Here is a 24,398-nt window from a genome sequence, read left to right as displayed (position 1 = left end):
TAGATACAGCAGACGCCGACGGCGGCTTGTGCATTTGACGCCTCAGCATCGATATGCCGGGGGCGTCGGCCGCTAAACAAGCGGCGCGGGTGTGTCCGGCGCATTGTTTGCCGATAATGTCGGGGTTTATAAATTTGGTTTAACGTCGTTGTGATTAGCGGCATATTTAGCTTGCGATAAATCGATAAATTGGTATTTGTGAAGGTGAAGGATTTGAAGATATATAATAAATCAGCGTTCGTGTTTGGGGTGTTCTGTGCGGGCGCATTGATTTTTTTGCCTTAGGCATTATAGCGGCTGAATGGTGGCAATGGGTAATTACCGCCGCAATTTCAGTAAGCTATATGCATATCGGTTTATCCAAAACGGCCGGTGAAAATACCGACGCTGTTCGCCGGCATTATGATGAAACTGCCGTTAAACTCTATGGCAAATATGCCGCCGTCAAGATCAATCTAACCATTATTCTTTTAGCGGTTTTCTTTGGAACCGCTATTTTTATCCGATTTGTTTTTGGTATTATAACGCCTGTCGGCGTTACGGCTGTTTTTTGCATTATTTTAACTATTTCCGCTATATACGGCGTTAATTTGGAGCGCAATATTAAAAATACTATTTTAAACGAAAAAGGGAGTTATCGGGGAAAGCAGTAGTTACCGGTTTGTAAAGGGGAATTTCATCTTTTGGGCGGAATCCCTCTTGACAAATTTTCTCTTCGGATACTATGTGTTTGACGTGCAGATATAATAAACGCTATTCAGTTTTAGCAAATGATGCCGACGGTATAGTCGTCGGCAAGATTCCGGTTAAAAAAGGGAGCGTAATAGAGGGTAAGATTGAATATAACAAACAACGGATGAACGTAAAACAAGATAATCACCGATATATTAAATATATTCGTCGGGGCATACCGTTTACAAAAAATAAACCGGCCTTGCAAAATAAGCAATTTGCGCTGTCTGTGTAAGGGCGCGTTACAGTGAACTGAATAAATTATTCAAAACCTTGTGACGTTATTTCGGCGGCTGTTTCAACGGCCGATTTTTTATGCGTCCGGACATGAAATAGCGGCGCGCCTGTATATCCTGAATGGCGCGCCGCTTATTTTTATATATTATTTCGGCATGGAACTGCCTGCACTTCATATGCTTTGGGATTTTTGTCCGAAGCTAATATCGGACATTTAAATCCGGCCTCATTTTTTTATTACATAAGCTTTTCAACCGCTCCGAAAAGCACGTCAAGGGTTTTTCTTCCCATGAGGAACTCCGTAACGCCGTCCCATTCAACGGCATAATAATTTGTGTCGTAGTCGTGGAAAACAAGCGTAGTGCTTTCGCCGTCTTTCTTGTCGATTGTAATTGTAGCTTCGATTTTTCCCGCTTCTTCGGCCGCTTCGCCGTCGATTGAAAGGGCGATCAGATTTTCGTATATGTCGGCAAATTCTTCTGTAGAGATCTCGGCGTCGTTAAGTTCTATAAGGTTGTTGTTGCTGTCGATTACAAACGTCGCTTTCAGGCTCCTGTTTGCGCTCCTGTCCTCGTCGATGGTTATTTTTGTAATTCCGGATACAGGCGTTGTAACATAAGATTTAATAAGCATGTCAAATATGTCGGCGTTTTTGATTTTATCGATATTTGCTTTGCTTACGGTAACGACAAAATCCCTGTTTGAAAATTTGGCGTAAGACGTTACGTCGGACGCATCGTCGCCTATTAAAATAGTGCATTTATTGCCGTCCATATCCTCGGCGTCTATAGTAAGGGAAGGCGTGTCAAGGCCGTATGAGGCGTCCTCCTCGGGCTCGTCTATAAAATCGACTGCCGATATATTGTAAATAGGTTCGCCTATATTTTCGCTTAACTTAACGGTTTCAAGAGCCATAGGCCTGCTGTATATGCCCGTTACGGCATATTCTCCGAAACCTTTCGACACCGCCCCGTTAGGGTTCGGCTCTATGGTGTAGCTTTGGCCGTCCGCATTTTTAACCGTTATATATTTAGCGTTGTTGTAATTAACAAAATCAGGCTGCCTGTCCCTAAGATCCGACGGCGACTTTTTCAGGGCTTTCCCCTCGTCGGCGCCGATCATATATATTGTTTCGCCGCCTTCTTTAACAATGTAGTATCCAAGGCCGTCAACAGTTTCGCCGCCTATTGTGTATTTTATAACTTCGCCGTCTTTTCCGGTAATCTCAACGGTATATCCTTTGTCAAGCCCGTAGGAAGCAAGATCGTCGAGGTTTTCGGCCGCTGTTTCCTTATATGTCAGGGTTTTTGCATATGCAACAAGCTGATCTATGGCAATTTGCACAAGCCCCACGTCTTCGTGTCCTTCAAGAACCCAGTTCGTACCGTCTTTTATAAATGCGCCGCTTTCATCGGGCGTTTCTATTGCAATCTTTTCAGCCTCGAAATCGGGGAAGTTGAATATATAATTGCCGTCGGAAGTTCCGTTTTCCTCGTCCCCGGCATTTTCGCCGTTTTCGGCTCCGGCGTTTGTTTCGGAACCTTTAGGCCTTGAAACGGCAAAATATATAATGCCGAGTATAACTATTGCAATAACGCATATAATTATGTTTCTTTTTTGTTTGCTCATTGTTTATTCCTCCTCTTTACAACAACTATAATTCCGGCTATGAGTATTGCAAGGGGTATAACTATAACGCATATTCCCATTATGACGATGGCTTTTGATTGTGTCAAGTTAAGATATTCGTCGGAGCCGAGGCTTTTTGAGCGCGCCTGCGAGTCGTTGTCGGTAAGCCAGTCGAAACAATTCATCACAAGGCCGTAATTTCCGCCGTTTACAAGGCTGTTTATATCAGCTTCCATTATTGTTTCGGCGCCGAATATAACCGCCTTGACGCCTTCGGCGTTTCCGGAGCTGTCTATGTCGGTAATGGCGGCGCCTAGGGCAAACGGGCCGTTCGGATCGTCTGCCGACTGCTGAGGAGAACTCATTTCGGTTATAGCTTTGCTGTAGGCATACGTAGACGTTACCGCAAAAGCCTGAACGTCTACGGTACTCCTTTTTGTTTCGAGCAGATCGATGCCGATTGCGAAAGGTATAAACGCGTTTGTTTTTGACTCGGCAAGGCGTGAAGAAACAGGGTGCTCCGCGCTTAGCTGCGGTATCAGGTAATATGGGTTTTGCTGAAGGACATAATTTGCGTCGCCCTCAATTACTATGCGGCGGCTGTCGGCAACGCCGTAATTTTCAATGAGCGATGCAAAGTTCGGCATATCTTCGATCGTAACGCCGAGAGTTATAAAAATACTGCCGCCGTTATCGAGATAACGGTTTATTTCGGAAAGTTCTTCGGCCGTTATATCGCTTGTGGGAGCGTTAAGCATAATTACAGACGCGTCTTCGGGTATGGTTTTATCTTTTATAAGGCTAAGATATGAAAGGGAGTATCCGCCGTACTCCATTTCTGTTATAAGGCTTTCGGGCACGTCCAATTCGCCGTGGCCGGTAAGCGCGTATATAACGCTGCTTTCTCCGCTTGTAAGGCTTCTTATGGCTCCGGTAAGGACGCTTTCCAGTTTAAGGCCCTGTATATATGCTTCGCCCGTCTGCGTCGCGTATATGTCGGCCATGTCGTTCATAGATATGATTTTGTAGTCGTCAGCCGTTTCGACTATAATTGAACCTATTGAAACAGTGTTGCCGTCCCCGGAATATTTTGCCATCAGCTGCGGGTTTTTGTATGGATCCACATTTGAGTATTTAACATGTTTGCCGTTTGAAGCGTACCTGTCGAGTATTTCCGTAACCACAGTCATTTCGCTGCCTTCCGCATAGACCGAAGTGATATTTACGTCCTCCGTAAGGTTTTGGAGAAGGGATACAGTGTCCTCCGAAAGAGTGTAGAGCTTATTTTTTGTAAGATCAAATTTTATGTTAAGCTGGCCTGCAACCAAGTTCAGTATAATAGCTATTATAACAGCGGCCGCCGTGACAACGGAAGCGTACCCGCCGTATTTAAGGTTCATATTTTTTCTGCCGTCGTTTTTCATTTGCCTGTCCTCCTTATGCCCAACGTTTCTTCTCTATAACCCTAACCGTAAAAAACAGGAATACGGCTGTAAATGAAACGAGGTAAACGGCCGCGGCTACATCGAAAATGCCCATTGAAAAATAATTATATCTTGTAAGGACTGCAAACATCGAAACAAAACGCCCTGCAAACCCGTCGAGAAGAAGGGGGTTTGTGAAATATACAACCGCTATAACGGCTGCAAGCAGTACAAAAACAGTGAGGGAAACTTCAACGCTTTTAGTATTGTTATAAAAATAGAAGGATATAACCGCCGACAGTATCACCGCAAACATAATTGAAAACGTTATGTTTCCGGACGCCATGGAAGTTATCGTTTCAACCATAAGAAGTAGAAAAATGGCTGCGAAAGTGGCTACGGCGGCTACGATTTGGTTATCCGTGAGGGAGCTTATCCAAAGGCCGACGGATATAAAAACTCCGCCCAAAAGGAAAAATCCTATATATGAACCGATTATCTGCGCCGTCGCAATGCTGCCGTAAAATGAAAGTATGACAGGGAAAATCGCCGTAACGGCCAAAGCTATTAAAAATACCGATAATGCCGCAAAATATTTGCCAAGCACAATACCCGGCACGCTGACGGGGCTGGTTAAAAGGAGCTGATCCGTTTTCTGCTTTGATTCTTCCGATAAAAGTTTCATTGTAAGCATAGGCCCCAGTATGAGGAACATCATTATAACCGAGCTGAAAACATATTCAAACTGCGGGCTCATCATAAGTATGTTTTGAAGGGAGAAGTAAATAGCCGTCACAAGCACAAAAAAAGCTATAAACACATATCCTGTCATTGAATTAAAATACATTTTCATTTCTCTTTTATATATCGCTGTCATTTTGTATCATCCGCCTTTTCGGTTTTTGTTTCTTCTTCCTCCAAAGATACGCCGCCGGAAATTATATCGGCGCTGCTTTCCGTAACTTTAAGGAATATGTCCTCAAGGGACATTTTTTCACTTTTCATAATAAGCAGTATAAGCCCGTTTTGGGCTGCTGTTTTAAACGCCGCTTCGCGCACGTCGCAGCCTTCAAGGCCTTCTATTATAAAGTCCCATGCGCCTTTTTCACTGCATTCGGTTTCCTCAAAGTATGAGATTGCCGAGGCGTTTCTCAGGGCTTCGATGGCGGCTGTCCTGTCGCCTTTAATTCTTATCCTGTAGCGGTCGCGGCTTAATTTTTCGCTGAGCCCGTCCGGAGTGTCGCTTGCAACTATTTCGCCTTTATTTATAATCATGACGCGGCTGCATACGGCGCTTACTTCGGAAAGTATATGGCTGCTTAATATGATGGTATGGGTTTTGCTCAGATCGCGTATGACGTCGCGTATTTCTATAATCTGTTTCGGATCGAGGCCGACTGTCGGCTCGTCGAGTATAAGCGCCTCTGGGTTGCCGATAAGGGCCTGCGCAAGGCCTACCCTTTGGCGGTAGCCTTTGGAAAGGTTCTTGATCAGCTTGTTTTTAACATGGGTTATTTTTATCCTTTCCATTATGTTTTCCAGCTGCCCGGATGCATCGCTTTTTTTGACCCCTTTAAGATCGGCGGCGAAACGCAGATATTCCGTAACGGTCATGTCCATATATACGGGAGGTATTTCGGGCAGATAGCCGATCCTTTTTTTGGCTTCCGTCGGGTTTTTAAGTATGTCGTACCCATCGATTTTAACCTCGCCGCTTGTGGGCGATATGTAGCCTGTAATAATGTTCATGGTTGTGCTTTTGCCGGCTCCGTTCGGGCCGAGAAACCCCAGAACTTCGCCTTTTTCAACTTTGAACGAAATGTTTTTTACGGCTTCGTATTTGCCGTAGTTTTTAACCAGATTATTAACCTCTATCACGTTTTTACCTCCAAAGTCATCCGGATTTTCCTGATGTCCACATTATACTGAATATTGAAATATTTTACTACAATTTTATGAATAAAGTATGAATATTTTTAAAAATATTAATATTGGCGCTATGGTGCGGAAGTATTCCGCGCTTTCGGGCAAAAGTTGAAATTTGGGTGATTAAAGCCGAATTTTGCCTATATTACTATTGCATAATCGACGCAATGATATTAAAATGATATTAAGATTAAAAACGGCGGGCCTTAAAAATGCAGGGGGTTGTAAACGCCGTAAATGTCGGAAAAACGGCGGAGGTTTTTATGGCTGGAAAAGGCGGCGGGGATCTTTTAACGCTTATATTGCTGCTTATTGTGGGCATTGTGCTGGGAGGTTTTATAGGGGAATATCTGGGCGACGTTGAGTTTTTAAGGTTCCTTAAATACGGCAGGGATTTTGTGCTCGGCGGTCCGGCTGTGTTGGATTTGGGGGTTATAAAGCTCCAGTTCGGCATAACTGTAAAGTGTACAATAGCCGGGATTATAGGCATGGCTCTTGCGGCTTTGATATATAAAAAGCTGAAACCGTAAATCCATATTTATATTAAGAAGTAAGGAGCGTTAATTATGCAGAAGATTATTTTGGCTTCGTCATCACCGAGAAGGAAACAGATTCTTGAAAGCCTGGGCATCCCGTTTGAAGTTATTCACAGCAGCGTAGAGGAGAAAATCGACGTAGATAATTCGCCTTATGAGCTTGTGAAAATATTGTCAGAAAAAAAGGCGAAGGCCGTATTGGATAAAGTCGTCGGTCCGGCGGTTATAATCGGGGCCGACACCGTAGTTGCGGATATGGGAAGGATATTAAGCAAGCCTAAATCAAGGGAAGAAGCGGCAAAAATGATCCGTCAGATACAGGGAAGGCGCCACAGCGTTTACACGGGCAACTGCCTGATTTTTGTAAAAGAGGACGGAAGCTTTGAAGAGGAAGTGTTTGTCGACTGCACGGAAGTGACGTTTAACAAAATGACTATTGAAGAAATAGAAATGTATGTAAACACAGGGGAATTTGAAGACAAGGCCGGAGGATACGGCATACAGGGAAAAGCCTCGTTGTTTGTCGATTCGATAATGGGAAACTACAGCACTGTAGTAGGGCTTTCGGTACCCCTTATTTACGACTGCCTTAAAAGGCACGGCATACAGATTCTAGAGCTTATGAAACGTTAGGCCTTTTCGTATACAGCTTGCGCGCCCGTATAAAACGGGCGCGTTTAATTTTGCGCCGAAACATAAACGGCATACTTTTTTTCTAAGAACCGCTGTATTTTCAGCGCGCGGGCGTTTTAAGGGAAAATATAGGCCGCCATATATGAAATGAGCGGGTGTTTATTGTCATATATCTGAAAAATAAAGGAATAATAGTTTTAAACGGTATTATACATTTTTAACAGACTGTTAACAGTATTTTTATTGAAAAATAATGGAAAAAGATGTATTATTAATAATCATGGTATTTTAGGGAGTTTCCGCGCTTTTGCCATTCGGCATGATACGCGGGGCTTTATGCATAAGGGCAGATACGGATTTTAAACGCATAATTTGGGATGCGGCCTGAAAAAAACGGGTATGCGCCCGGTAAACGGCGGCAATTATATTACAATAAGCATTTTTTACTTTGAAGGGAGTTTTTAATATTATGTTTTCAAGAGATATGGGTATAGACCTTGGCACTGCCAATACCCTCGTGTATGTTAAAGGCAAAGGCATTGTCGTAAACGAGCCTTCCGTTGTTGCGGTAAATACCGTCACCCATGAAGTGCTTGCAGTGGGAAACGAGGCTAAGGAAATGATTGGCCGTACCCCTGGAAACATTGTTGCAATACGCCCAATGAAAGACGGCGTAATAGCCGATTTTGACATAACGCAGGCAATGCTTAGATATTTTATTGACAAAGCTTACACAAGGAGCATGTTCGGACCGAAACCGAGGGTTGTCGTATGTGTGCCTTCGGGGGTTACAGAGGTTGAAAAGCGTGCGGTTATGGAAGCCACAATCGGGGCCGGCGCGAAAACAAACGACGCGTATCTTATAGAGGAACCTATGGCGGCGTCCATAGGCGCGGGCCTTCCCGTCGAGGAGCCTAGCGGCAGTATGGTGGTTGATATAGGCGGCGGCACAAGCGAGGTTGCCGTTATATCTTTGGGCGGCATTGTAACAAGCACGTCTTTAAGGGTTGCCGGGGATGAAATAGATTCTTATATTATAAATTACATTAAAAAGGAATATAACCTTGCAATAGGCGAACGTACGGCGGAAGAAATAAAAATAAATATAGGCTGCGCATATCCGAAAGGGAAGGAAGAACAGATGGAGATCCGCGGGCGCGATCTCATAAGCGGCCTTCCGAAAACTGCGTCGGTAACGTCAAACGAAATACTCGAAGCTATAAGCGAGCCTATATATTCGATAATAGACTGCATTAAACAAACCCTTGAAGCAACGCCGCCGGAGCTTGCCGCCGACGTTATGGAATTCGGCATAACGCTTACCGGAGGGGGGGCGCTTTTAAGCGGCCTTGACAAGCTGATTACAAAAGAAACGGGAATGCCCGTAAATATAGCGAACGAACCGTTAAACTGCGTCGTTATGGGAACGGGCCTTGTTTTGGAGCATATAGAAACGCTCAGAAGCGTGCTTCTTTCGCCGAAAAAGCTTAGGATGTAATTTTAAGGAGAATTTGGTTTGAAATTTTTTGAAGAATACAAAAAACAAATTTTAATTATACTGGCTTTTGTACTTGCCGTTTCGGCTCTTATAACAATGGGCAGGAAATCTAAATCTACTTTTGTTGAAAACACTTTGGGCCTTGTTATAACGCCGCTTCAGGATATAACGTCGGCGGTAGGCGGCTGGTTCGGCGACAGGATTTCAAGCCTTAGGGACGAAAACGACATATATGCCGAAAATGAGGAGCTTAAAGCCAGAATTGAGCTTTTGGAAGCTGAAAACAAAAGGCTTTTGATATATGAAGAAGAAAACAAACGCCTTTCAAACCTTCTTGAAATTTCACAGAGGTTCCCCGAACATGAAACTACGGGCACAAATATAATCGGTAAGGATCCGGGGAACTGGTACGATACTTTTGTTATAGATAAGGGCACAAAAGACGGCATATCGGCCGACATGGTGCTTACGGCCGAAGGCGGCGTGGTAGGCAAAATAACGGAAGTCGGATATAATTACGCCAAAGCGGAATCAATACTCGACAACAGAAGTTCCGTTTCCGCTATGAGCTTAAGGACGGGAGATCTCGGCGTTGTAAGAGGGGACTATACCCTTATGGACGACGGACTTTGCCGCATGGAGTATATTGACGCGGAAAGCGAGATAATGAAAGGCGACGAGATTGTAACGTCGCATTTAAGCGAAATATACCCGGCCGGCCTTACAATAGGCTATGTCAAAGAGATAATAACCGACACAAACGGCCTTACAAGATACGCCATAATAGAACCTCAGGTGGATTTTAAACATTTGACCACTCTCCTTATAATAACCGAAGAATTTGAAACTCTCAAGGAGGATGGGGAATGAGAAGGATAATAACGGTATTTTTAGTCCTGTGCGTCAATATTGTTTTCCAGTCCACAATACTTCAGAATTTTTCCATAAACGGGATTATACCGAATACGGCGATTATTATAGTTGTTTCCATGGCGCTTTTAAGGGGCAGTACGGAAGGGGCGGCGTGCGGCATAGCGGCAGGGTTCCTTCAGGACGCCTTTTTCGGGTCCTCCATAGGGTATTATGCGCTTTTGGGCATGCTTCTCGGCTTTTTTGCGGGAAAATTCAATAAAGGTTTTTACAGGGAGAACTATGTGCTGCCGGTAATAGTAGGCATTGTTTCAACCGTCGCGTATGAAAGCTGCATATTCTTAACAAGCGTGCTTTTCAGCGGGAATGTTATGTATTTTTATTTCCTGCTGAACGTAATACTGCCGGAAACGGTTTATAACGCCGTTACTACCATAATAATTTACCGTATTCTTTTTTCCATAAACGGTTATCTTGAGGAAAAAGAGAAATATAAACGAAAACTTTTTACAATACACAAATAGAAAGCCTTTGTATCAAACTGATTTTGTATATGCGGCTATGACCCCGATTCGGAATACGGTTTCGGTTTTGTATTTACAAAAATGCGCTCGGCCGTAAAAATTATGCGCGTTGCGCTTTGACGATTTTGGCGTCTGAAGGCATGCATATTTAACCGCGCCGCTTGCAAAAAAGGCTTTTACGGAACAACTTCCTTCGGAGGGGTTAATGAAAAGCTATTTTGAAAAATTAATCGAATTTGTTAAAAGCAGGCTTTTTATTATGCTGCTTGGCATTTTCCTGCTTTTTTTTATAATTGTAATACGTCTTTTTTCGCTTCAGGTGGTTAAAGGGGAGGAATATCAGCAGGCTCTTAAAGCCAGCGTCATCCAGGAGCTTTCAATTCCGGCTTCAAGGGGAGTTATTTACGACCGTTACGGCCGGCCTCTTGCGACAAACCAGGTCGCTTTTTCCTTAAAACTTGACGACAGCATAAAAGTCGCTTTTTCCGACAGGGGATATGTGCTTGAAAAGCTTATATCAAATTACGGCGGGGAATCGGGGGTTATTTCGGACGATCTGCCTATATCGAAAAACGCTCCGTATTCTTTTACGTTTTCGGGAGAAAACGAGGAGAAGGAATGGAAAACTTCCATAGGGCTTAAAGGGAAACAGCTTGAATACAGCGCTGAACAAACTTTAAAGTATTTAATTGAGAAATACAATGTGCCGGATAATTTTTCGGAGGAAGACAAGCGCCGCATGATTTCGTGCGCCCTGAATTTGAGCGATAAAAATTTAATGATTTTTTCACTTATAGAGATACTTGACAGAAACGGCGAAACTATAGTGGACGATCTGCCTGTTTCCCAGTCCCAGCCGTATACGTTCCTTTTTGACGGCAATGAAAGCAAGGAAAAAGACTGGAAGGAAAGCGTAGGTATGGAAGACGACGAGCTTAACTATACGGCGGCCGAGAGCATGGAGTATATATACGAACTTTTTGAAATACCCGATAATATATCGGACGGCATGAAAAGAAAGATAGCGGCGATAAGATATTCGCTTTATCTTGTAAGATACAGGAAATACCAGCCTGTTACGGTGGCTTTGAATATAAGCGAAAAAACGGTTGCCGCCGTGGAAGAGAACAACCAGCTTTTCCCGGGTGTTACAATAGACACCGATTCGCTTCGGAAATATCCTTTCGGAAAATATTTTTCCCATATATTGGGGTATATAAGGAAAATATCCGATTCCGAATATGAGGAATACAGGCAGTATGGGTATTCAAACTCCGACATAATAGGAAAGAGCGGCGTTGAAAGGCTTTATGAGCTGCAGCTTAACGGCGACGACGGTGAAATGATGGTGGAAGTAGACGCATCCGGAAGGAGAATAAATACGATCCAGACAAAACAGCCGGTTTCCGGGGACAATGTGTTCCTCACGGTAGACCAGAAGCTTCAGACGGCGGCCTACGACTATCTTGAGGACGCGCTTACAGACGTGCTTATTAATAAGCTGAGGGCGTCAAGCCTTAAGGATTCGCCTATATCGTTGAAAGAGTTTTTCAGTTCCCTTGCAAGGTGCAACACTATTTCCATAAACAAGATAATGGAAGCCGCCGACGGAGAGCAGCTTGCCGTTAAGGAATACCTTTTGGAAGTTTATCCTGATATAAGCCTTGCCGACAGCGAAGGCAAGGAAGCGGCGGTAAACGTTTTTATAAACGGAATAAATAACGGCGACATATCCTCAAGGTCTTTGCTTCTTATACTTATCGAGCAGGGGAAAATAACTGCCGACGAGGATTATATAAGACGTATTGAAAACGGGCTTATAACGCCTTTAAGCGTTGTAATCGAAAAATTAAGGAGCGGCGAACTTACGCCGGCGGATACGGATCTCGATCCATGCAGCGGATCGGTTGTGGTAAGCAGCGTTGAAAGCGGCGAAGTGCTTGCGCTTGTAACATATCCGTCTTATGACAACAACAGGTTTGTAAATACTTTTGACAACGATTATTATTATTACCTTATGGAACATCCTTCCACCCCTATGGTAAACAGGCCGCTGACGCAGAAAAAAGCGCCGGGTTCCACATTTAAAATGATAACCGCATTAGCCGGCCTTGAAGAAGGCATAATAACGCCGACAACTCTTATACAGGATCAAGGGGTGTTTACGAAAGCGAAAAAGCCGTATGCAAGGTGCTGGATTTATTCCGGCAGCGGAAGGACTCATTCTCTCATAAATGTTTCCACCGCCCTTGAAGTAAGCTGCAACTACTTTTTTTATGAAACGGCTTACAGAATGGGGAACCAGGAAGAGGGCACGACTGCCCAAGGCATCGCCACCCTCAATAAATATATGGAAGCTTTCGGGCTTAACGCTTCAAGCGGCATTGAAATAGGAGATTCGCAGCCGAATATGGCGTCGCCGGAATATAAAGAAGAAAGCGTTAAATGGCAAAATCCCGACGCTACCACTTCACAGACAAGGTGGAGCGACGGAGATACTATAAGGGCGGCGATAGGGCAGTCGGTTAATAACTATGCGCCTATCCATATAAATAAATATATAACGACGCTTGCAAACGGAGGCACGCGTTATACGACGCATATTATAAACAGGGTTGAGTCTTTTGGCGGAGAAACTGTCGAACAGAAAGAGCCCGTTGTTGAAGAAGCAATGGATTTTGCCCCGGAAAATATGGAGGCAGTACACAAAGGCATGCTTCTTGTTACCCAGGGCACAAGCGGCACGCTGAGAGGGGTTTTCAGCGGCTTTCCTGTGGACGTGGCGGCAAAAAGCGGCACGGCTCAGGAAAACCTTTCAAGAAGTTCTCATACATGGTTTACAGGGTTCGCCCCCTATGACGAACCGCAGATTGCAGTTACGGTAATGATACCTTTCGGAGAAAGCAGCGGTTCCCCGGCAGCCGTGGTGGCAAGGGAAATTATAGGGGAATATATGGGGTTGAATTATGAACCGCAAAACTCGTATATGGAAAATAAGCTTGCAAAATAATTACAGGGAGGATAAATATTATGATAACTTTTAACACTGAAAACGACGGGCTGAAAAAAGACGAACAGGACGAACCGGAAATTTCCGTGGCCGAAACGGGCAGCACGATGGAAAGCATAATCGAAGCCGCCGAGGAGGAAGAAAAATCTAAGGCGGTTTCCCAATCCGATAAAAAAATAGAGGAACTTGTTAAAACGGAATTTATAAAAGAAAACAGGACAAAATTTCACAAAGGAAGCCTCAGAAACGGCGTCCTTTTGGAATATGACGGAAGCATCGTTCTTCTTGGCGACGTTAATGCAGGGGCGGAAATAAGAGCGACGGGCAATATAATAATCCTCGGCGCGCTTAAAGGCGTTGCCCACGCCGGCACGGCGGGTGAAACGGAAGCGTATATATTCGCCCTTAACATGAGCCCCGTGCAGCTTAGGATTGCGGACGTTATAACGCGTTTTCCGGAAAACAGGATTTCAAAATCCCTCAAAAATCCCGAATATGCGTATCTTGAGGACGGCAGGGTGTATGTTTCGGCATTTGAGTAAAAGTATAAAAACAGATTGTGTCGAGTTTTTTACGTATTTGCTTTAAAAAAGAAGTGCAATTTGATTATATTTTTGCTAATATATAGCTATATGATACTAAAGGCTTGTTTAGTACAAATTGCTTAAGAAAAAATCAGGTATTTTTATATTTTACTTTTTGAATTAATTAAATCAGTATACATGGGAGGAAAGATAACAGATGGGCGAAGTGATAGTAGTTACAAGCGGCAAAGGCGGTGTTGGCAAAACGACGACGTCTGCAAACATAGGCTGTGGGCTGGCGGTTCTCGGAAAAAAAGTTGCCTTGGTGGACGCGGACATCGGCCTTAGGAACCTTGACGTTGTAATGGGCCTTGAAAACAGGATTGTCTACGACCTTGTTGACGTTGTGGAAGGAAACTGCAAATTAAAACAGGCGTTAATTAAAGATAAAAGGTATACGGGGCTTTTCCTTCTTCCGGCGGCCCAGACAAGGGACAAAAACGCAGTGTCGCCGGAACAGATGAAAAAGCTTTGCGAAAACTTAAAGGAAGAAGGCTTTGACTACATAATCATTGACTGCCCGGCAGGCATAGAGCAGGGATTTAAAAACGCTATAGCCGGCGCGGACAGGGCGCTTGTTGTAACGACGCCCGAAGTCAGCGCCGTAAGGGACGCCGACAGGATAATCGGGCTTCTTGAGGCAAGCGAACTGCCGAATCCTAACCTGATTATAAACAGGCTCCGTTTTGATATGGTTAAACGCGGGGATATGATGAGCATTGAGGATGTAACGGAAATACTTGCCATTGACATGATAGGGGTTGTGCCGGACGACGAGTCTATTGTTATAACGACAAATAAAGGCGAGCCGGCGGTTACGGACGAAGCGTCAAAGGCAGGACAGGCATACAGGAACATTACGAAAAGGATACTTGGAGAAGACGTGCCTCTTATGAACCTTGAGGCAGAAGAAAGTTTTATGGACAGGCTTAGAAAACTCTTCCGCCGCGGTTGATAAAAGAGGGAGGCATATAAAATGGCATTTGATTTCGGCAGTTTTTTCAGAAGGAAGGAACAGGCAAGCGGAAGCTATGCAAGGGACCGCTTAAAGCTTGTGCTTGTGCATGACAGGGTAGACTGTTCGTCACAGGTTTTGGAGATGCTTAAAGGCGATATAATAAAAGTTATATCAAACTATATGGAAATAGACGAGGAAGAACTTGACATCAACATCACACAGACCGAAAGCGAAGGATTTAAGGGAACTGTTCCGGTGCTTTACGCCAACATACCTATCAAGAGCATGCACAGGAGCACAAAGAACGACGACTGAAAAATACATAATAAAAATGGGCTTCGGAAAACCGAAGCCTATTGCTGTTTATTTGAAACGGCCGTTACGACGGCGTAAATGGCGCGCTTAACCGGAGCGCGCATATTATTACGGAGCAAAGCCGCATCCGCTTTTAAAATAAAGAGGCCGATCAATATGAATATATAAAAAGCCTGTTTTGTTTGCAAATGCCATATGATTATGTACCCTTTTTTGTAACAGTAAAACTTTAAGGTGATTTTTTGATTATGAATATAAAACGTATTTTAGCAAATCTGGATTTCTGGCTCATAGGGGCCGTTTGTATACTTTCGGTTTTCGGCATAATATGTATCGGCTCCGCTACCCATATCAATTTAGGCGAGGATCCTTCAAACTATTATTCGCAGATGGTATGGCTCGGCGTGGGCGTGGTTATAATGTTTTTAATGCTTTTTGTAAATTATAAGTTTTTTTCAAAATATTATCTTATTATATACGGCGTAAATATACTTATGCTTATTGCGGTTCTTTTATTCGGCAAAAACGTAAACGGCGCCACAAGATGGATATATTTAGGGCCGATCGGCATACAGCCGTCGGAATTTTCAAAGCTTATAATTATATTTTGCCTTGCGAAATTAATTGACAAAAACCGCGATGCGGTTAATAATATAAATATACTGGCTGTAGTGGCATTATTTGTAATTGTCCCCGTTATACTTATACAAAAGCAGCCGTCGCTTTCGGCCAGCCTTGTGCTTATAGCCGTACTTCTTGTGGAACTTTTCGTAGCGGGGCTTGACTATAAATATATACTTATCGGCCTTGCCGTAGTTATACCTGTCGTAATTTTCGTCTGTTGGGATGTACAAAGGGAAGTTCCGCTTATAATGGACAAAATTTTGCAGCCGCACCAGTTTTCCCGTATACAGACGTTTTTAAATCCGGTAGAGGGCTCAAATGAGTATTATCAGACCATAAAATCCATAAATGCCATAGGTTCGGGACAAATCACGGGCAAGGGCTTATATCAGGGCACCCTTAATCAGCTGAGTTACCTGCCGGAACCGCATAATGATTTCATTTTTTCCGTAATAGGGGAAGAGTTTGGATTTATAGGGTGTGTTTCTGTTTTAGCTTTGGAATTTTTCATCGTATTCAGGTGCATACTTATTGCCATGAGCTGTCGGGATCTTTTCAGCCAGCTGGTGGTTGCCGGGATTGCGGGAATGTTTGCTTTCCAAACATTTGTAAATGCCGGGGTTGCGACAAGTATAATACCTAATACGGGAATGTCACTGCCGTTTGTAAGCTACGGCGGCAGTTCCATGTGGATGAACATGGCGGCTGTTGGCCTTGTTTTAAACATAGGCGGCAGACGTTCAAAATCTTTATTCGAGGGGGTACAATAAAGTGAATATAGCTCTGATAGCGCATGATAATAAGAAAAAATTAATGGAAAACCTGTGTATTGCTTACAGGCATATATTGGCAAAGCATACTCTTTTTGCAACGGGCACTACAGGCCGCCTTGTTGAAGAAGCGGCTAACCTTTCGGTCCATAAATACCTAGCCGGGCATTTGGGAGGCGAACAGCAGCTCGGAAGCCAAGTTGCAAATAATGACATAGATCTTGTTATATTCCTGAGGGATCCGGTAACGCCGAAAAGCTATGAGCCTAATATCAACGGCATACTGCGCCTGTGCGACGTGCATAATATACCTCTTGCCAGCAACCTTGCGACGGCTGAAATACTTTTGCTTGCGCTTGACAGGGGCGACCTTGACTGGAGGAATGTGATGAAATGAGCCTTGGTACAAAGATAGTGCTGTGTTATTATTTAATTGTAAACGCCGTCCTTTTTGCGGCTATGTGGCTTGATAAAACGAGGGCGAAGAAAGAAGCATGGCGCATATCGGAAAGCACGCTGTTTGTTATAGCGCTGCTGGGCGGCGGAATAGGCGGATTTTTGGCTATGTATTTGTTTCATCATAAAAACAGGAAACTGCATTTTTACCTGATATATGGGATTTCCGTATTTCTCCATGCCGCCGTACTGTACTTTATATTTGCAAAACTTATATAAGGATTGACATGAATAAAAAAACCGCTTTTTAAAAGCGGTTTTTTTATTTGTACAATTTGTGCCTCCGTATTTTGTGTATGCGGGTAGTTTTACCATATGACGTTAAGGCTTTGGCATGCCCATAAATTGTGAGTTTCAGCGTCAAACGTTTAGCATGTATTTTTGCATGGTTAAAAAGCAGGTATATTCAGCCGAGAAACGGATATCAGGAGGCAGTGTCAGCATTTTCTTCCGCTTGTGCCGTGCATTCCGAGCATACCGCGGTATTTTGCAACGGTACGCCTTGAAATTTCTATGCCTTTGCCGTTTAATATCTCGGTTATCGCCCTGTCTGACAGCGGCGACGAGGGGTCCTCGTTTTCTACTATTTCTTTGATCAAAAGCTTAATTTTTTCTGGAGTTACTTTTTCGCCACTGTCGGAAGATATGCTTGACTGAAAAAAGTAGCTCAGCGGAAATACGCCGTGACAGCACTGGATATATTTCTGCTTTATTGTTCTGCTTACAGTGGATTCATGCATTTCTATAACTTTGGCAACGTCGTTCAGGCACATTGGCTTTATATATCCGGCGCCGTAATCAAAGAAGTCCTTCTGTATGTCCACAATGCATTTCAATGTTTTCATAAGGGTTGAATTTCTTTTGTTTATGCAGGTTATAACCCATTCGGCCTGCTTTATTTTGTTTAAAACGTATTCCTTTGTTTCTCCGTCGCTGTTTTTATCGAGCATGGAACGGTAATATGTGTTAATGCCTATATTGGGGAAGAACCTGTCGTTTAATATAATCTCGTAGCCGTCTTTGCCCTTTACTATAATTGCGTCGGGAGTTATGTATTCAAGGCTTTTGCCGCTGTCGAAACTGTTGCCGGGTTTAGGGTTAAGTTTCTTTATTAAAGAAATCGCCTCGGATACGTCCTCTTGGCAGGCTTTTAGTTTTTTAGAGATAAGGTGTATCTGGTTTTTGCCAACCATTTCAAGGCAGCCGTTTATAATCTTTTCGGCAAGTGGGTTTGATATATTATTTCTTTTAATCTGTATTAAAAGACATTCTTTAAGGTCTTTTGCGGCAACACCGGCCGGCTCGAAGCTTTTAACGAGATCCAACGCCTGAATGACGTATTCTTTTCTGATTCCGAACACTTCGGCTATTTCTTCCGGGGTTTCTTTTAAATATCCGTTTTGGTCAAGGCAGCCGATAATATACGTTCCTATTTTTTTGACGCATGGTTTGCACTTCAAAACGTTTATCTGTTCCAAAAGGCAGCTTTCAAGGCTTTGGGAAGGGCTGCCTTTAAATTTCCAGTCGTCGTTCTCATTTTCATCGTCTTTGTCTTCGGCATAATAAGTCCTGTTCTGTTCGTCAGAGGCGTCCAGGTAATCGAGTTTTTTTTTGAGCCTGTCAAATTTTTCCTGCTCGTCGTTTTTTTCCTCATAGTCAACAACAGGGTTTTCAACGGAAATTTCTTTTACATAATCTAAAAGTTCGCTGGAGCTCATCTGCAGTATTTCTGTGGACTGCAGCATTTTCTGGCTCATGAGCATTTTTTGGCTTGTGTTGAGCATTAAATCCATATTTACACCCCATTTGAAAAACAATTCAGCTTATTTATACCGATAAATAAGCTGATTCCCAATCTTCTTGTAACTATTATACTACAAAAAACATTTATAAGGAACAGTTTTAACTATTTTGTAGCAATTTTCCTGCCAAAACGTTTGTGGGACAATGAAATTTCATTTTTTTTATGGGAATTTACCAAAATTATCAAAATGAAGAAAAAAATAAGTTAAATTTAGCGTTTACTTTACGGTTCAAAAGTAGTAAAATTCTATAGGCGGCAGACGTTAATATCGCTTTTGGAGAATTTTTAAAACGCTGAAAGACATTTGTACATAGAAAATTTACTTAATTTTAAGAATTTTGTTAATAACTGTTGAGAAAGATACGGTTTTGTATTAGAATAGATACGTTAATTAAACTGGCCTTATTATGGGTGAACGTCCGGAAGGCCTGTTTTAAAGGTATATTTTTATATTATAAATTTACTTTTCCTTAGCATGGATAAACAAAGCGCCATGCAAAAATTCTAGCACAGAGGGGGATAATATGCAAACTTTAACGTTCAAAAGGGGAGTACATCCGCCAGACGGCAAAGCTTTGACAAAAGACGCGCCGATTAAGGTTATACTGCCAAAAGAAAATTCCGAATTGTTTTTCCCTATGTCACAGCACATAGGAGCGCCTTGCGAACCATGCGTTCAGGTTGGCGATTACGTTAAGGTAGGACAAAAAATCGGGGAAGCCAAAGCTTTTGTTTGTTCTCCTATTTTTTCAAGTATTTCCGGCACGGTAACGGACATAAGGCCAATGCTTACGCCGGGCGGGGCGACGAGCCTTTCCGTCGTTATTAAAAACGACGGATTAATGGCCGAGATTGAAGGCCTTGAAGGCGGCGACTACCAGAAAATGTCGAATGAAGAAATTATAGCTAAAATCAAAGAGGGCGGTATTGTCGGCCTTGGCGGCGCCGGATTCCCGACGCAGGTTAAACTTGCGCCTCCTCCGGGGACGGAAATCGATTATGTCCTCGTTAACGCCGCAGAATGTGAACCATATCTTACATGCGACTACAGGCTTATGCTTGAACAGGGCGAAAAGCTTATCAAGGGGCTTCAGATAGTTCTTAAGCTCTTCCCTAAGGCTAAAGGCGTTATCGGTATTGAGGACAATAAACCGGACGCTATCAGCCATCTTGCAGAGCTTGCCAAAGGTATAGAAAATATTGAAGTTGCAAGCCTGAAGGCAAAATTCCCTCAGGGTTCGGAAAAACATCTTATTAAAGCCGTTACGGGCCGCGAAGTGCCTTCGGGCGGGCTTCCAAGCGCCGTTGGCTGTATTGTGGACAATGTAGATACTATTATAAGCATTTACAATATAGTAGCCGAAGGCAGGCCTTTAATGAGAAGGATATGCACAATTACGGGCGGAGCCCCTGCAAATCCCGGCAATTATGAGATAAGGATAGGCATGACGTTTAAAGATTTAATGGAACAGATAGGCGGCTTTAAAACGGAACCGGCTAAAATGATTGCCGGAGGTCCTATGATGGGGCCTACTATGTATACCCTTGACGTTGCTACAACTAAAACATCTTCGGCGCTTCTTGCATTTACTGAAGAAGAAGCGCGGATACCTGAAGAAAGCAACTGCATAAGGTGCGGAAAGTGTGTTGAACACTGCCCGATGGGGTTAATGCCTTATATGCTTAACGCCCTTGTTATACAGGACAACGGCGAAGGCTTTGTAAGGGAGCACGGGCTTGACTGTATCGAATGTGGAAGCTGTTCATATATATGCCCTGCCAAACGCCAGCTCGCTCAGTCAATCAGGGCGGCAAAGAAGGTAGAAATGGGTAAAAAAGCAGCGGCGGCAGCAAAAGCAAAGGCCGCGGGTAAATAATTAAGGGGGACATTAAAAAATGGATTATCCAAATATTACAATATCTGCTACCCCTCACGTCCGTTCAAAACAATCAACGCAGACAATTATGCGCGACGTTATAATCGCGCTTGTTCCGGCGGCGGCAATGGGCGTAATTAAGTTTGGGGTTAACGCGTTAATACTTATGGCGGTTTCCGTTATAACGGCTGTTGTTGCGGAAGCGGCTTACCAGAAAATAACAAAGCAGAAAGTTACGGTAAGCGATTTATCCGCTGTTGTAACAGGTATACTTCTTGCAATGAATATACCTTCATCAGCTCCAATATGGGTGCCTGTTGTGGGAAGCGCGTTTGCAATTATATTTGCTAAACAGCTTTTCGGCGGCCTTGGCCAGAACTTTATAAACCCGGCTCTTGCCGGCAGGGCCTTTCTTTTAGGCTCATATCCTACAATAATGACAAGCTGGGTAACTCCGGGCGCTGACGCCGTATCTACGGCAACGCCTCTCGGCCTTCTTAAGGCGGGGACTCCTGAAATGTTGGCTCAGCTTCCTACATTGCAGGATGCGGCTCTCGGAAACATTGCCGGATGTATAGGCGAAACATGTGCCGTTGCGCTTATAATCGGCGGTATATACCTTATTGTAAGGGGAGTTATAAGCTGGAGAATTCCTGTAGTGTATCTTGCTACGGTATTTGTTATGTCGTTCCTTCTTCCTAGGGAAGGCAGTACGCCTGTTTACGAACTTATGATCGGCGGCGTTATGCTCGGCGCATTCTTCATGGCTACAGACTATGCGTCGTCTCCTATAACTGCAACGGGTCAGATTATAATGGGTCTCGGATGCGGTATACTTACTGTGCTTATCAGGGTTTACGGAGGATATCCTGAAGGCGTTTCATATTCAATACTTATAATGAACCTTTGCGTTCCTCTTATTGACAGATTTACAAAACCTAAGATCTTTGGCGCACTGCCAAAAGTTAAGGAGGCGAAAAAGGCGTGAAAGATATAGCTAAACCGGCAATTATACTTTTAATAATCACAGCTGTAGCGGCGGCCCTTCTCGGCGTTGTACAGAGCGTTACGGCTGAACCTATAAGGATTTCGGAAGAAAAGGCTCAGACTTTGGCTATGCAGGCCGCGCTTCCGGAGGCGGCAAGCTTTGAGCCTGTTGAAGGCGAGTTTGAAGGAACTATTTCGGCAGTTAATAAAGGCTTAAACGACAGCGGCGAAGTCGTAGGGTATGTTATAACTGCAAACCCGGGCGGTTTCGGCGGAGCTGTTCCGACTACGGTAGGATTTAATGCAGATATGGCAATAACGGGCATACAGGTAACTACGCCTTCCGAAACTCCGGGGCTCGGCGCTTTAGCGGCGAATGAGGAGTTCCTCGGCCAGTTCAAAGATAAGAGCGGCGAACTTGCCGTAAATAAAGACGGCGGCGAAATTCAGGCCATCACAAGCGCAACTATTACTTCAAGGGCGGTTGTTTCAGGCGTTAATGAGGCGCGCGCATGGTTAGAAGCAAATGGAGGTGTAAATTAATGGGTAATCCGATTAAGATAATTAAAAACGGTATACTTGATGAAAACCCAACCTTCATTCAGGTTATCGGTATGTGTCCTACCCTTGCCGTAACAAGCAGCGCTATAAACGGCATCGGCATGGGCGTTTCAACGGCGGCGGTTTTAATCTGTGCCAACGTGGTTATTTCCCTTCTCAGGAAGGTTATCCCGGATAAGGTAAGGATACCTGCATTTGTTGTTGTTATCGCAAGTTTCGTTACTATAGTACAGTTCCTTTTACAGGCATACCTTCCTTCACTTAACAGCGCATTAGGCCTTTATATACCGCTTATCGTTGTTAACTGTATTATCCTCGGAAGGGCGGAAGCTTTTGCATCAAAGAACAACGCTGTAGACTCGTTCTTCGACGGTATCGGCATGGGTCTCGGATTTACGCTTGCACTTACGGTTCTCGGCCTTGTGCGTGAACTTATCGGAAGCGGAACTGCATTTGGCATCCAGGTGCTTCCGGAAGCTTTCCCGCAGACGTTAATCATGATTATGGCTCCGGGCGCATTCCTTGCACTCGGCGTGCTTATGGCTATATTAAATTACTTTAAGAACAAAAAATCTGCTTAAGAAGGAGGGGGAAAATTAAATGACACATGTACAGCCAAATCTTATTATGTTAGTTTTAGCGGCTATATTCGTAAACAACTACGTTTTAAGCCAATTCTTAGGTATATGCCCTTTCTTCGGTGTTTCAAAAAAGGTTGAAACGGCGGCCGGCATGGGCGGGGCGGTTATATTCGTTATGACATTGGCCTCGGCAATGACATATCTTGTTTATAATTTCATACTGGTTAAGCTTGGGATAGAATACCTTTATAACATTGCGTTTATATTGGTTATCGCGGCTCTCGTTCAGCTTGTTGAGATGTTCCTTAAAAAGAGCTCGCCTTCGCTTTATCAGGCGCTTGGAGTTTATCTTCCGCTTATAACGACAAACTGTGCCGTTTTGGGTGTTGCCGTTGTTAATATGCAGAAGAATTATACGTTTCTTGCTTCAATCCTCAACGGATTCGGCGGCGCCGTAGGTTTTGCGCTTGCTATTGTGCTTTTTGCGGGAATCCGCGAAAGGATAGAGTTCAACAATATTCCAAAGGCATTCAGGGGTTTCCCGATCGCTTTGGTTTCAGCAACATTAATGGCTATCGCGTTCCTGGGCTTCCAGGGATTAATTTCAATTTAAACTAAGGAGTGAACGAAAATGGACATAAACAGTATTTTATTTCCGGTACTCAGTATCGGCGGATTAGGTCTTGTTTTTGGCGCGGGCCTTGGTTATGCGGGCAAGGTGTTTGCTGTAGATGAGGACCCGAGGATTGGCCAGGTTACGGAGTGCCTTCCGGGCGCTAACTGCGGCGGATGCGGTTTCCCGGGATGCGGCGGTTTGGCCGCGGCTATAGTTGCGGGAGAAGCGCCTGTAAACGGCTGTCCGGTAGGCGGCGCAAAAAGTGCGGCAGCCATATCGGAAGTTATGGGCGTTACAGTTGAAGAAAAAGAGCGTGAAGTTGCGTTTGTTAAATGCGGCGGAACGTGTGACTTGAGCGCAAATAAATATCAGTATTTCGGTATGAGCGACTGCGGCATGGCAAGCCAGCTTGCAGGCGGAGGGGCAAAAGGCTGTTCATATGGCTGCCTTGGTTTAGGCAGCTGCGTTAAGGCCTGTGCATTTGACGCAATCCATATTGTAAACGGAGTTGCCGTTGTAGACGATGAAAAATGCGTTGCCTGCGGCAAATGTGTTAAAGCATGCCCGAAATCACTTATAACATTAATCCCGGCGTCAAAACAGACAAGGGTTTCATGTAATTCAAAAGATACGGGCAAGGTTGTTATGTCAAACTGTAAAGTGGGATGTATCGCTTGTAAAATTTGCGAAAAGAACTGTAAGTTCGACGCAATCCACGTAATTGATAATGTAGCGGTTATTGATTATACAAAATGTAAGGATTGCGGCGTATGCGCTATGAAGTGTCCTAAAAAAGTAATCCAAAACCCGCGTATTAAGGCTATGGAAGAAAAGAAAGCCAAGGAAGCGGCAGCGGCAAAGGCTGAAGCTGAAAAAAAGGCTCCTGAAACTCCTAAAGCACAGGAAGCTCCAAAAGCTGAAGGCGCAATGGAAGCGTTTAAGGACGTAGCGGCTAAACATGCCGAAGAAGACAAGAAAACAGAATAATAGCAAAATAAATAAACTGCCGTACTAATATATAGTACGGCGGTTTTTTTATTGAAAGGGTATTTACAGAAAAGGTATTTTTTAAAGGCATGGAGAGTTTTTTGTTGTTTATTTTCAATATGATGTACGAATTTAAGCCGTTCTTATTAAAGTGCAGGTTGGCGGCGTATATCGCCGAATATTTTATAATTACGCAAGTTTTGGAAGAAAATTGCCGGCAAATAGTTGAAAAAACGAGAACAACTTGATATAATTATGA

General features: G+C 43.8%; 24 protein-coding genes. 19 read left to right on the top strand and 5 right to left on the bottom strand.

Annotation, left to right across the window (positions count from 1 at the left end):
* Positions 1–344 precede the first annotated feature (344 nt).
* Positions 345–653, top strand: coding sequence for a hypothetical protein (locus NE664_02475; GenBank protein MCQ4725529.1), 309 nt, complete (start codon positions 345–347; stop codon positions 651–653).
* Between the two features lie 553 nt (positions 654–1,206).
* Here the strand turns inward: NE664_02475 and NE664_02470 are convergent.
* The 4 genes from NE664_02470 to NE664_02455 are packed head-to-tail and all read right to left on the bottom strand — an operon-like array spanning position 1,207 to position 5,900.
* Complete coding sequence (locus tag NE664_02470) at positions 1,207–2,598, bottom strand: DUF4340 domain-containing protein (GenBank protein ID MCQ4725528.1); 1,392 nt, start codon at positions 2,596–2,598, stop codon at positions 1,207–1,209.
* Positions 2,595–4,022: a GldG family protein gene (locus tag NE664_02465; protein MCQ4725527.1), complete on the bottom strand. Its 1,428-nt coding sequence runs from the start codon at positions 4,020–4,022 to the stop codon at positions 2,595–2,597. Before NE664_02465 ends, NE664_02470 begins: the two co-directional genes overlap by 4 nt.
* A 13-nt stretch (positions 4,023–4,035) precedes the next feature.
* On the bottom strand, positions 4,036–4,899 hold the full coding sequence (locus NE664_02460; GenBank protein ID MCQ4725526.1) for an ABC-2 transporter permease: 864 nt from the start codon (positions 4,897–4,899) through the stop codon (positions 4,036–4,038).
* Positions 4,896–5,900, bottom strand: a complete 1,005-nt coding sequence (locus NE664_02455; GenBank protein ID MCQ4725525.1) for an ABC transporter ATP-binding protein — start codon at positions 5,898–5,900, stop codon at positions 4,896–4,898. The genes NE664_02460 and NE664_02455 overlap by 4 nt, the downstream gene beginning before the upstream one ends.
* Before the next feature lie 260 nt (positions 5,901–6,160).
* Between NE664_02455 and NE664_02450 the strand changes: the two genes are divergently transcribed.
* The 12 genes from NE664_02450 to NE664_02395 all read left to right on the top strand — a co-directional run bounded on the left by NE664_02450 (position 6,161) and on the right by NE664_02395 (position 16,945).
* Positions 6,161–6,478: a DUF4321 domain-containing protein gene (locus NE664_02450; GenBank protein MCQ4725524.1), complete on the top strand. Its 318-nt coding sequence runs from the start codon at positions 6,161–6,163 to the stop codon at positions 6,476–6,478.
* Between the two features lie 36 nt (positions 6,479–6,514).
* Positions 6,515–7,117 (top strand): Maf family protein, encoded by a 603-nt coding sequence (locus NE664_02445; GenBank protein ID MCQ4725523.1) that lies wholly within the window; start codon positions 6,515–6,517, stop codon positions 7,115–7,117.
* 469 nt (positions 7,118–7,586) lie between these two features.
* Positions 7,587–8,615, top strand: coding sequence for a rod shape-determining protein (locus NE664_02440; GenBank protein MCQ4725522.1), 1,029 nt, complete (start codon positions 7,587–7,589; stop codon positions 8,613–8,615).
* 18 nt (positions 8,616–8,633) lie between these two features.
* Positions 8,634–9,485, top strand: a complete 852-nt coding sequence (gene mreC / locus NE664_02435; GenBank protein MCQ4725521.1) for a rod shape-determining protein MreC — start codon at positions 8,634–8,636, stop codon at positions 9,483–9,485.
* Positions 9,482–10,009 carry a rod shape-determining protein MreD gene (gene mreD / locus NE664_02430; GenBank protein MCQ4725520.1) on the top strand — a complete coding sequence of 176 codons (528 nt, stop codon included), beginning with the start codon at positions 9,482–9,484 and terminating at the stop codon, positions 10,007–10,009. Before mreC ends, mreD begins: the two co-directional genes overlap by 4 nt.
* A 205-nt stretch (positions 10,010–10,214) precedes the next feature.
* On the top strand, positions 10,215–13,019 hold the full coding sequence (locus tag NE664_02425; protein ID MCQ4725519.1) for a penicillin-binding transpeptidase domain-containing protein: 2,805 nt from the start codon (positions 10,215–10,217) through the stop codon (positions 13,017–13,019).
* Between the two features lie 20 nt (positions 13,020–13,039).
* Positions 13,040–13,561, top strand: coding sequence for a septum site-determining protein MinC (locus NE664_02420; GenBank protein ID MCQ4725518.1), 522 nt, complete (start codon positions 13,040–13,042; stop codon positions 13,559–13,561).
* Positions 13,562–13,760: 199 nt separating this feature from the next.
* Positions 13,761–14,558 (top strand): septum site-determining protein MinD, encoded by a 798-nt coding sequence (gene minD / locus NE664_02415; protein ID MCQ4725517.1) that lies wholly within the window; start codon positions 13,761–13,763, stop codon positions 14,556–14,558.
* Between the two features lie 21 nt (positions 14,559–14,579).
* On the top strand, positions 14,580–14,876 hold the full coding sequence (minE, locus tag NE664_02410; protein MCQ4725516.1) for a cell division topological specificity factor MinE: 297 nt from the start codon (positions 14,580–14,582) through the stop codon (positions 14,874–14,876).
* A 248-nt stretch (positions 14,877–15,124) separates the two neighbouring features.
* A complete protein-coding gene (gene rodA, locus NE664_02405) occupies positions 15,125–16,270 on the top strand; it encodes a rod shape-determining protein RodA (protein ID MCQ4725515.1) in 1,146 nt (381 codons plus the stop codon).
* A 1-nt stretch (position 16,271) separates the two neighbouring features.
* On the top strand, positions 16,272–16,667 hold the full coding sequence (locus NE664_02400; GenBank protein ID MCQ4725514.1) for a methylglyoxal synthase: 396 nt from the start codon (positions 16,272–16,274) through the stop codon (positions 16,665–16,667).
* Positions 16,664–16,945, top strand: a complete 282-nt coding sequence (locus tag NE664_02395) for a DUF1294 domain-containing protein (protein ID MCQ4725513.1) — start codon at positions 16,664–16,666, stop codon at positions 16,943–16,945. The genes NE664_02400 and NE664_02395 overlap by 4 nt, the downstream gene beginning before the upstream one ends.
* Before the next feature lie 218 nt (positions 16,946–17,163).
* Here the strand turns inward: NE664_02395 and rpoN are convergent, their stop codons facing one another.
* On the bottom strand, positions 17,164–18,519 hold the full coding sequence (gene rpoN, locus NE664_02390) for an RNA polymerase factor sigma-54 (GenBank protein ID MCQ4725512.1): 1,356 nt from the start codon (positions 18,517–18,519) through the stop codon (positions 17,164–17,166).
* 535 nt (positions 18,520–19,054) lie between these two features.
* Between rpoN and rsxC the strand changes: the two genes are divergently transcribed.
* The 6 genes from rsxC to NE664_02360 are packed head-to-tail and all read left to right on the top strand — an operon-like array spanning position 19,055 to position 24,139.
* The gene (gene rsxC, locus NE664_02385) at positions 19,055–20,407 is read left to right on the top strand and encodes an electron transport complex subunit RsxC (GenBank protein MCQ4725511.1); all 1,353 of its coding nucleotides are present in this window, start codon (positions 19,055–19,057) and stop codon (positions 20,405–20,407) included.
* Between the two features lie 19 nt (positions 20,408–20,426).
* Entirely contained in the window at positions 20,427–21,395 is a 969-nt protein-coding gene (locus NE664_02380; protein ID MCQ4725510.1) for an RnfABCDGE type electron transport complex subunit D, read from the top strand.
* Positions 21,392–21,937 (top strand): RnfABCDGE type electron transport complex subunit G, encoded by a 546-nt coding sequence (locus NE664_02375; GenBank protein ID MCQ4725509.1) that lies wholly within the window; start codon positions 21,392–21,394, stop codon positions 21,935–21,937. Before NE664_02380 ends, NE664_02375 begins: the two co-directional genes overlap by 4 nt.
* Entirely contained in the window at positions 21,937–22,536 is a 600-nt protein-coding gene (locus tag NE664_02370) for an electron transport complex subunit E (GenBank protein MCQ4725508.1), read from the top strand. The genes NE664_02375 and NE664_02370 overlap by 1 nt, the downstream gene beginning before the upstream one ends.
* Positions 22,537–22,555: 19 nt before the next feature.
* On the top strand, positions 22,556–23,149 hold the full coding sequence (gene rsxA / locus NE664_02365) for an electron transport complex subunit RsxA (GenBank protein ID MCQ4725507.1): 594 nt from the start codon (positions 22,556–22,558) through the stop codon (positions 23,147–23,149).
* 18 nt (positions 23,150–23,167) lie between these two features.
* Positions 23,168–24,139: a Fe-S cluster domain-containing protein gene (locus NE664_02360; GenBank protein ID MCQ4725506.1), complete on the top strand. Its 972-nt coding sequence runs from the start codon at positions 23,168–23,170 to the stop codon at positions 24,137–24,139.
* Positions 24,140–24,398 lie beyond the last annotated feature (259 nt).

Origin of the sequence: Anaerotignum faecicola (assembly GCA_024460105.1) — a bacterium.
Taxonomy (GTDB): domain Bacteria; phylum Bacillota; class Clostridia; order Lachnospirales; family Anaerotignaceae; genus JANFXS01.
This window is presented reverse-complemented; position numbering and strand designations above follow the sequence as displayed.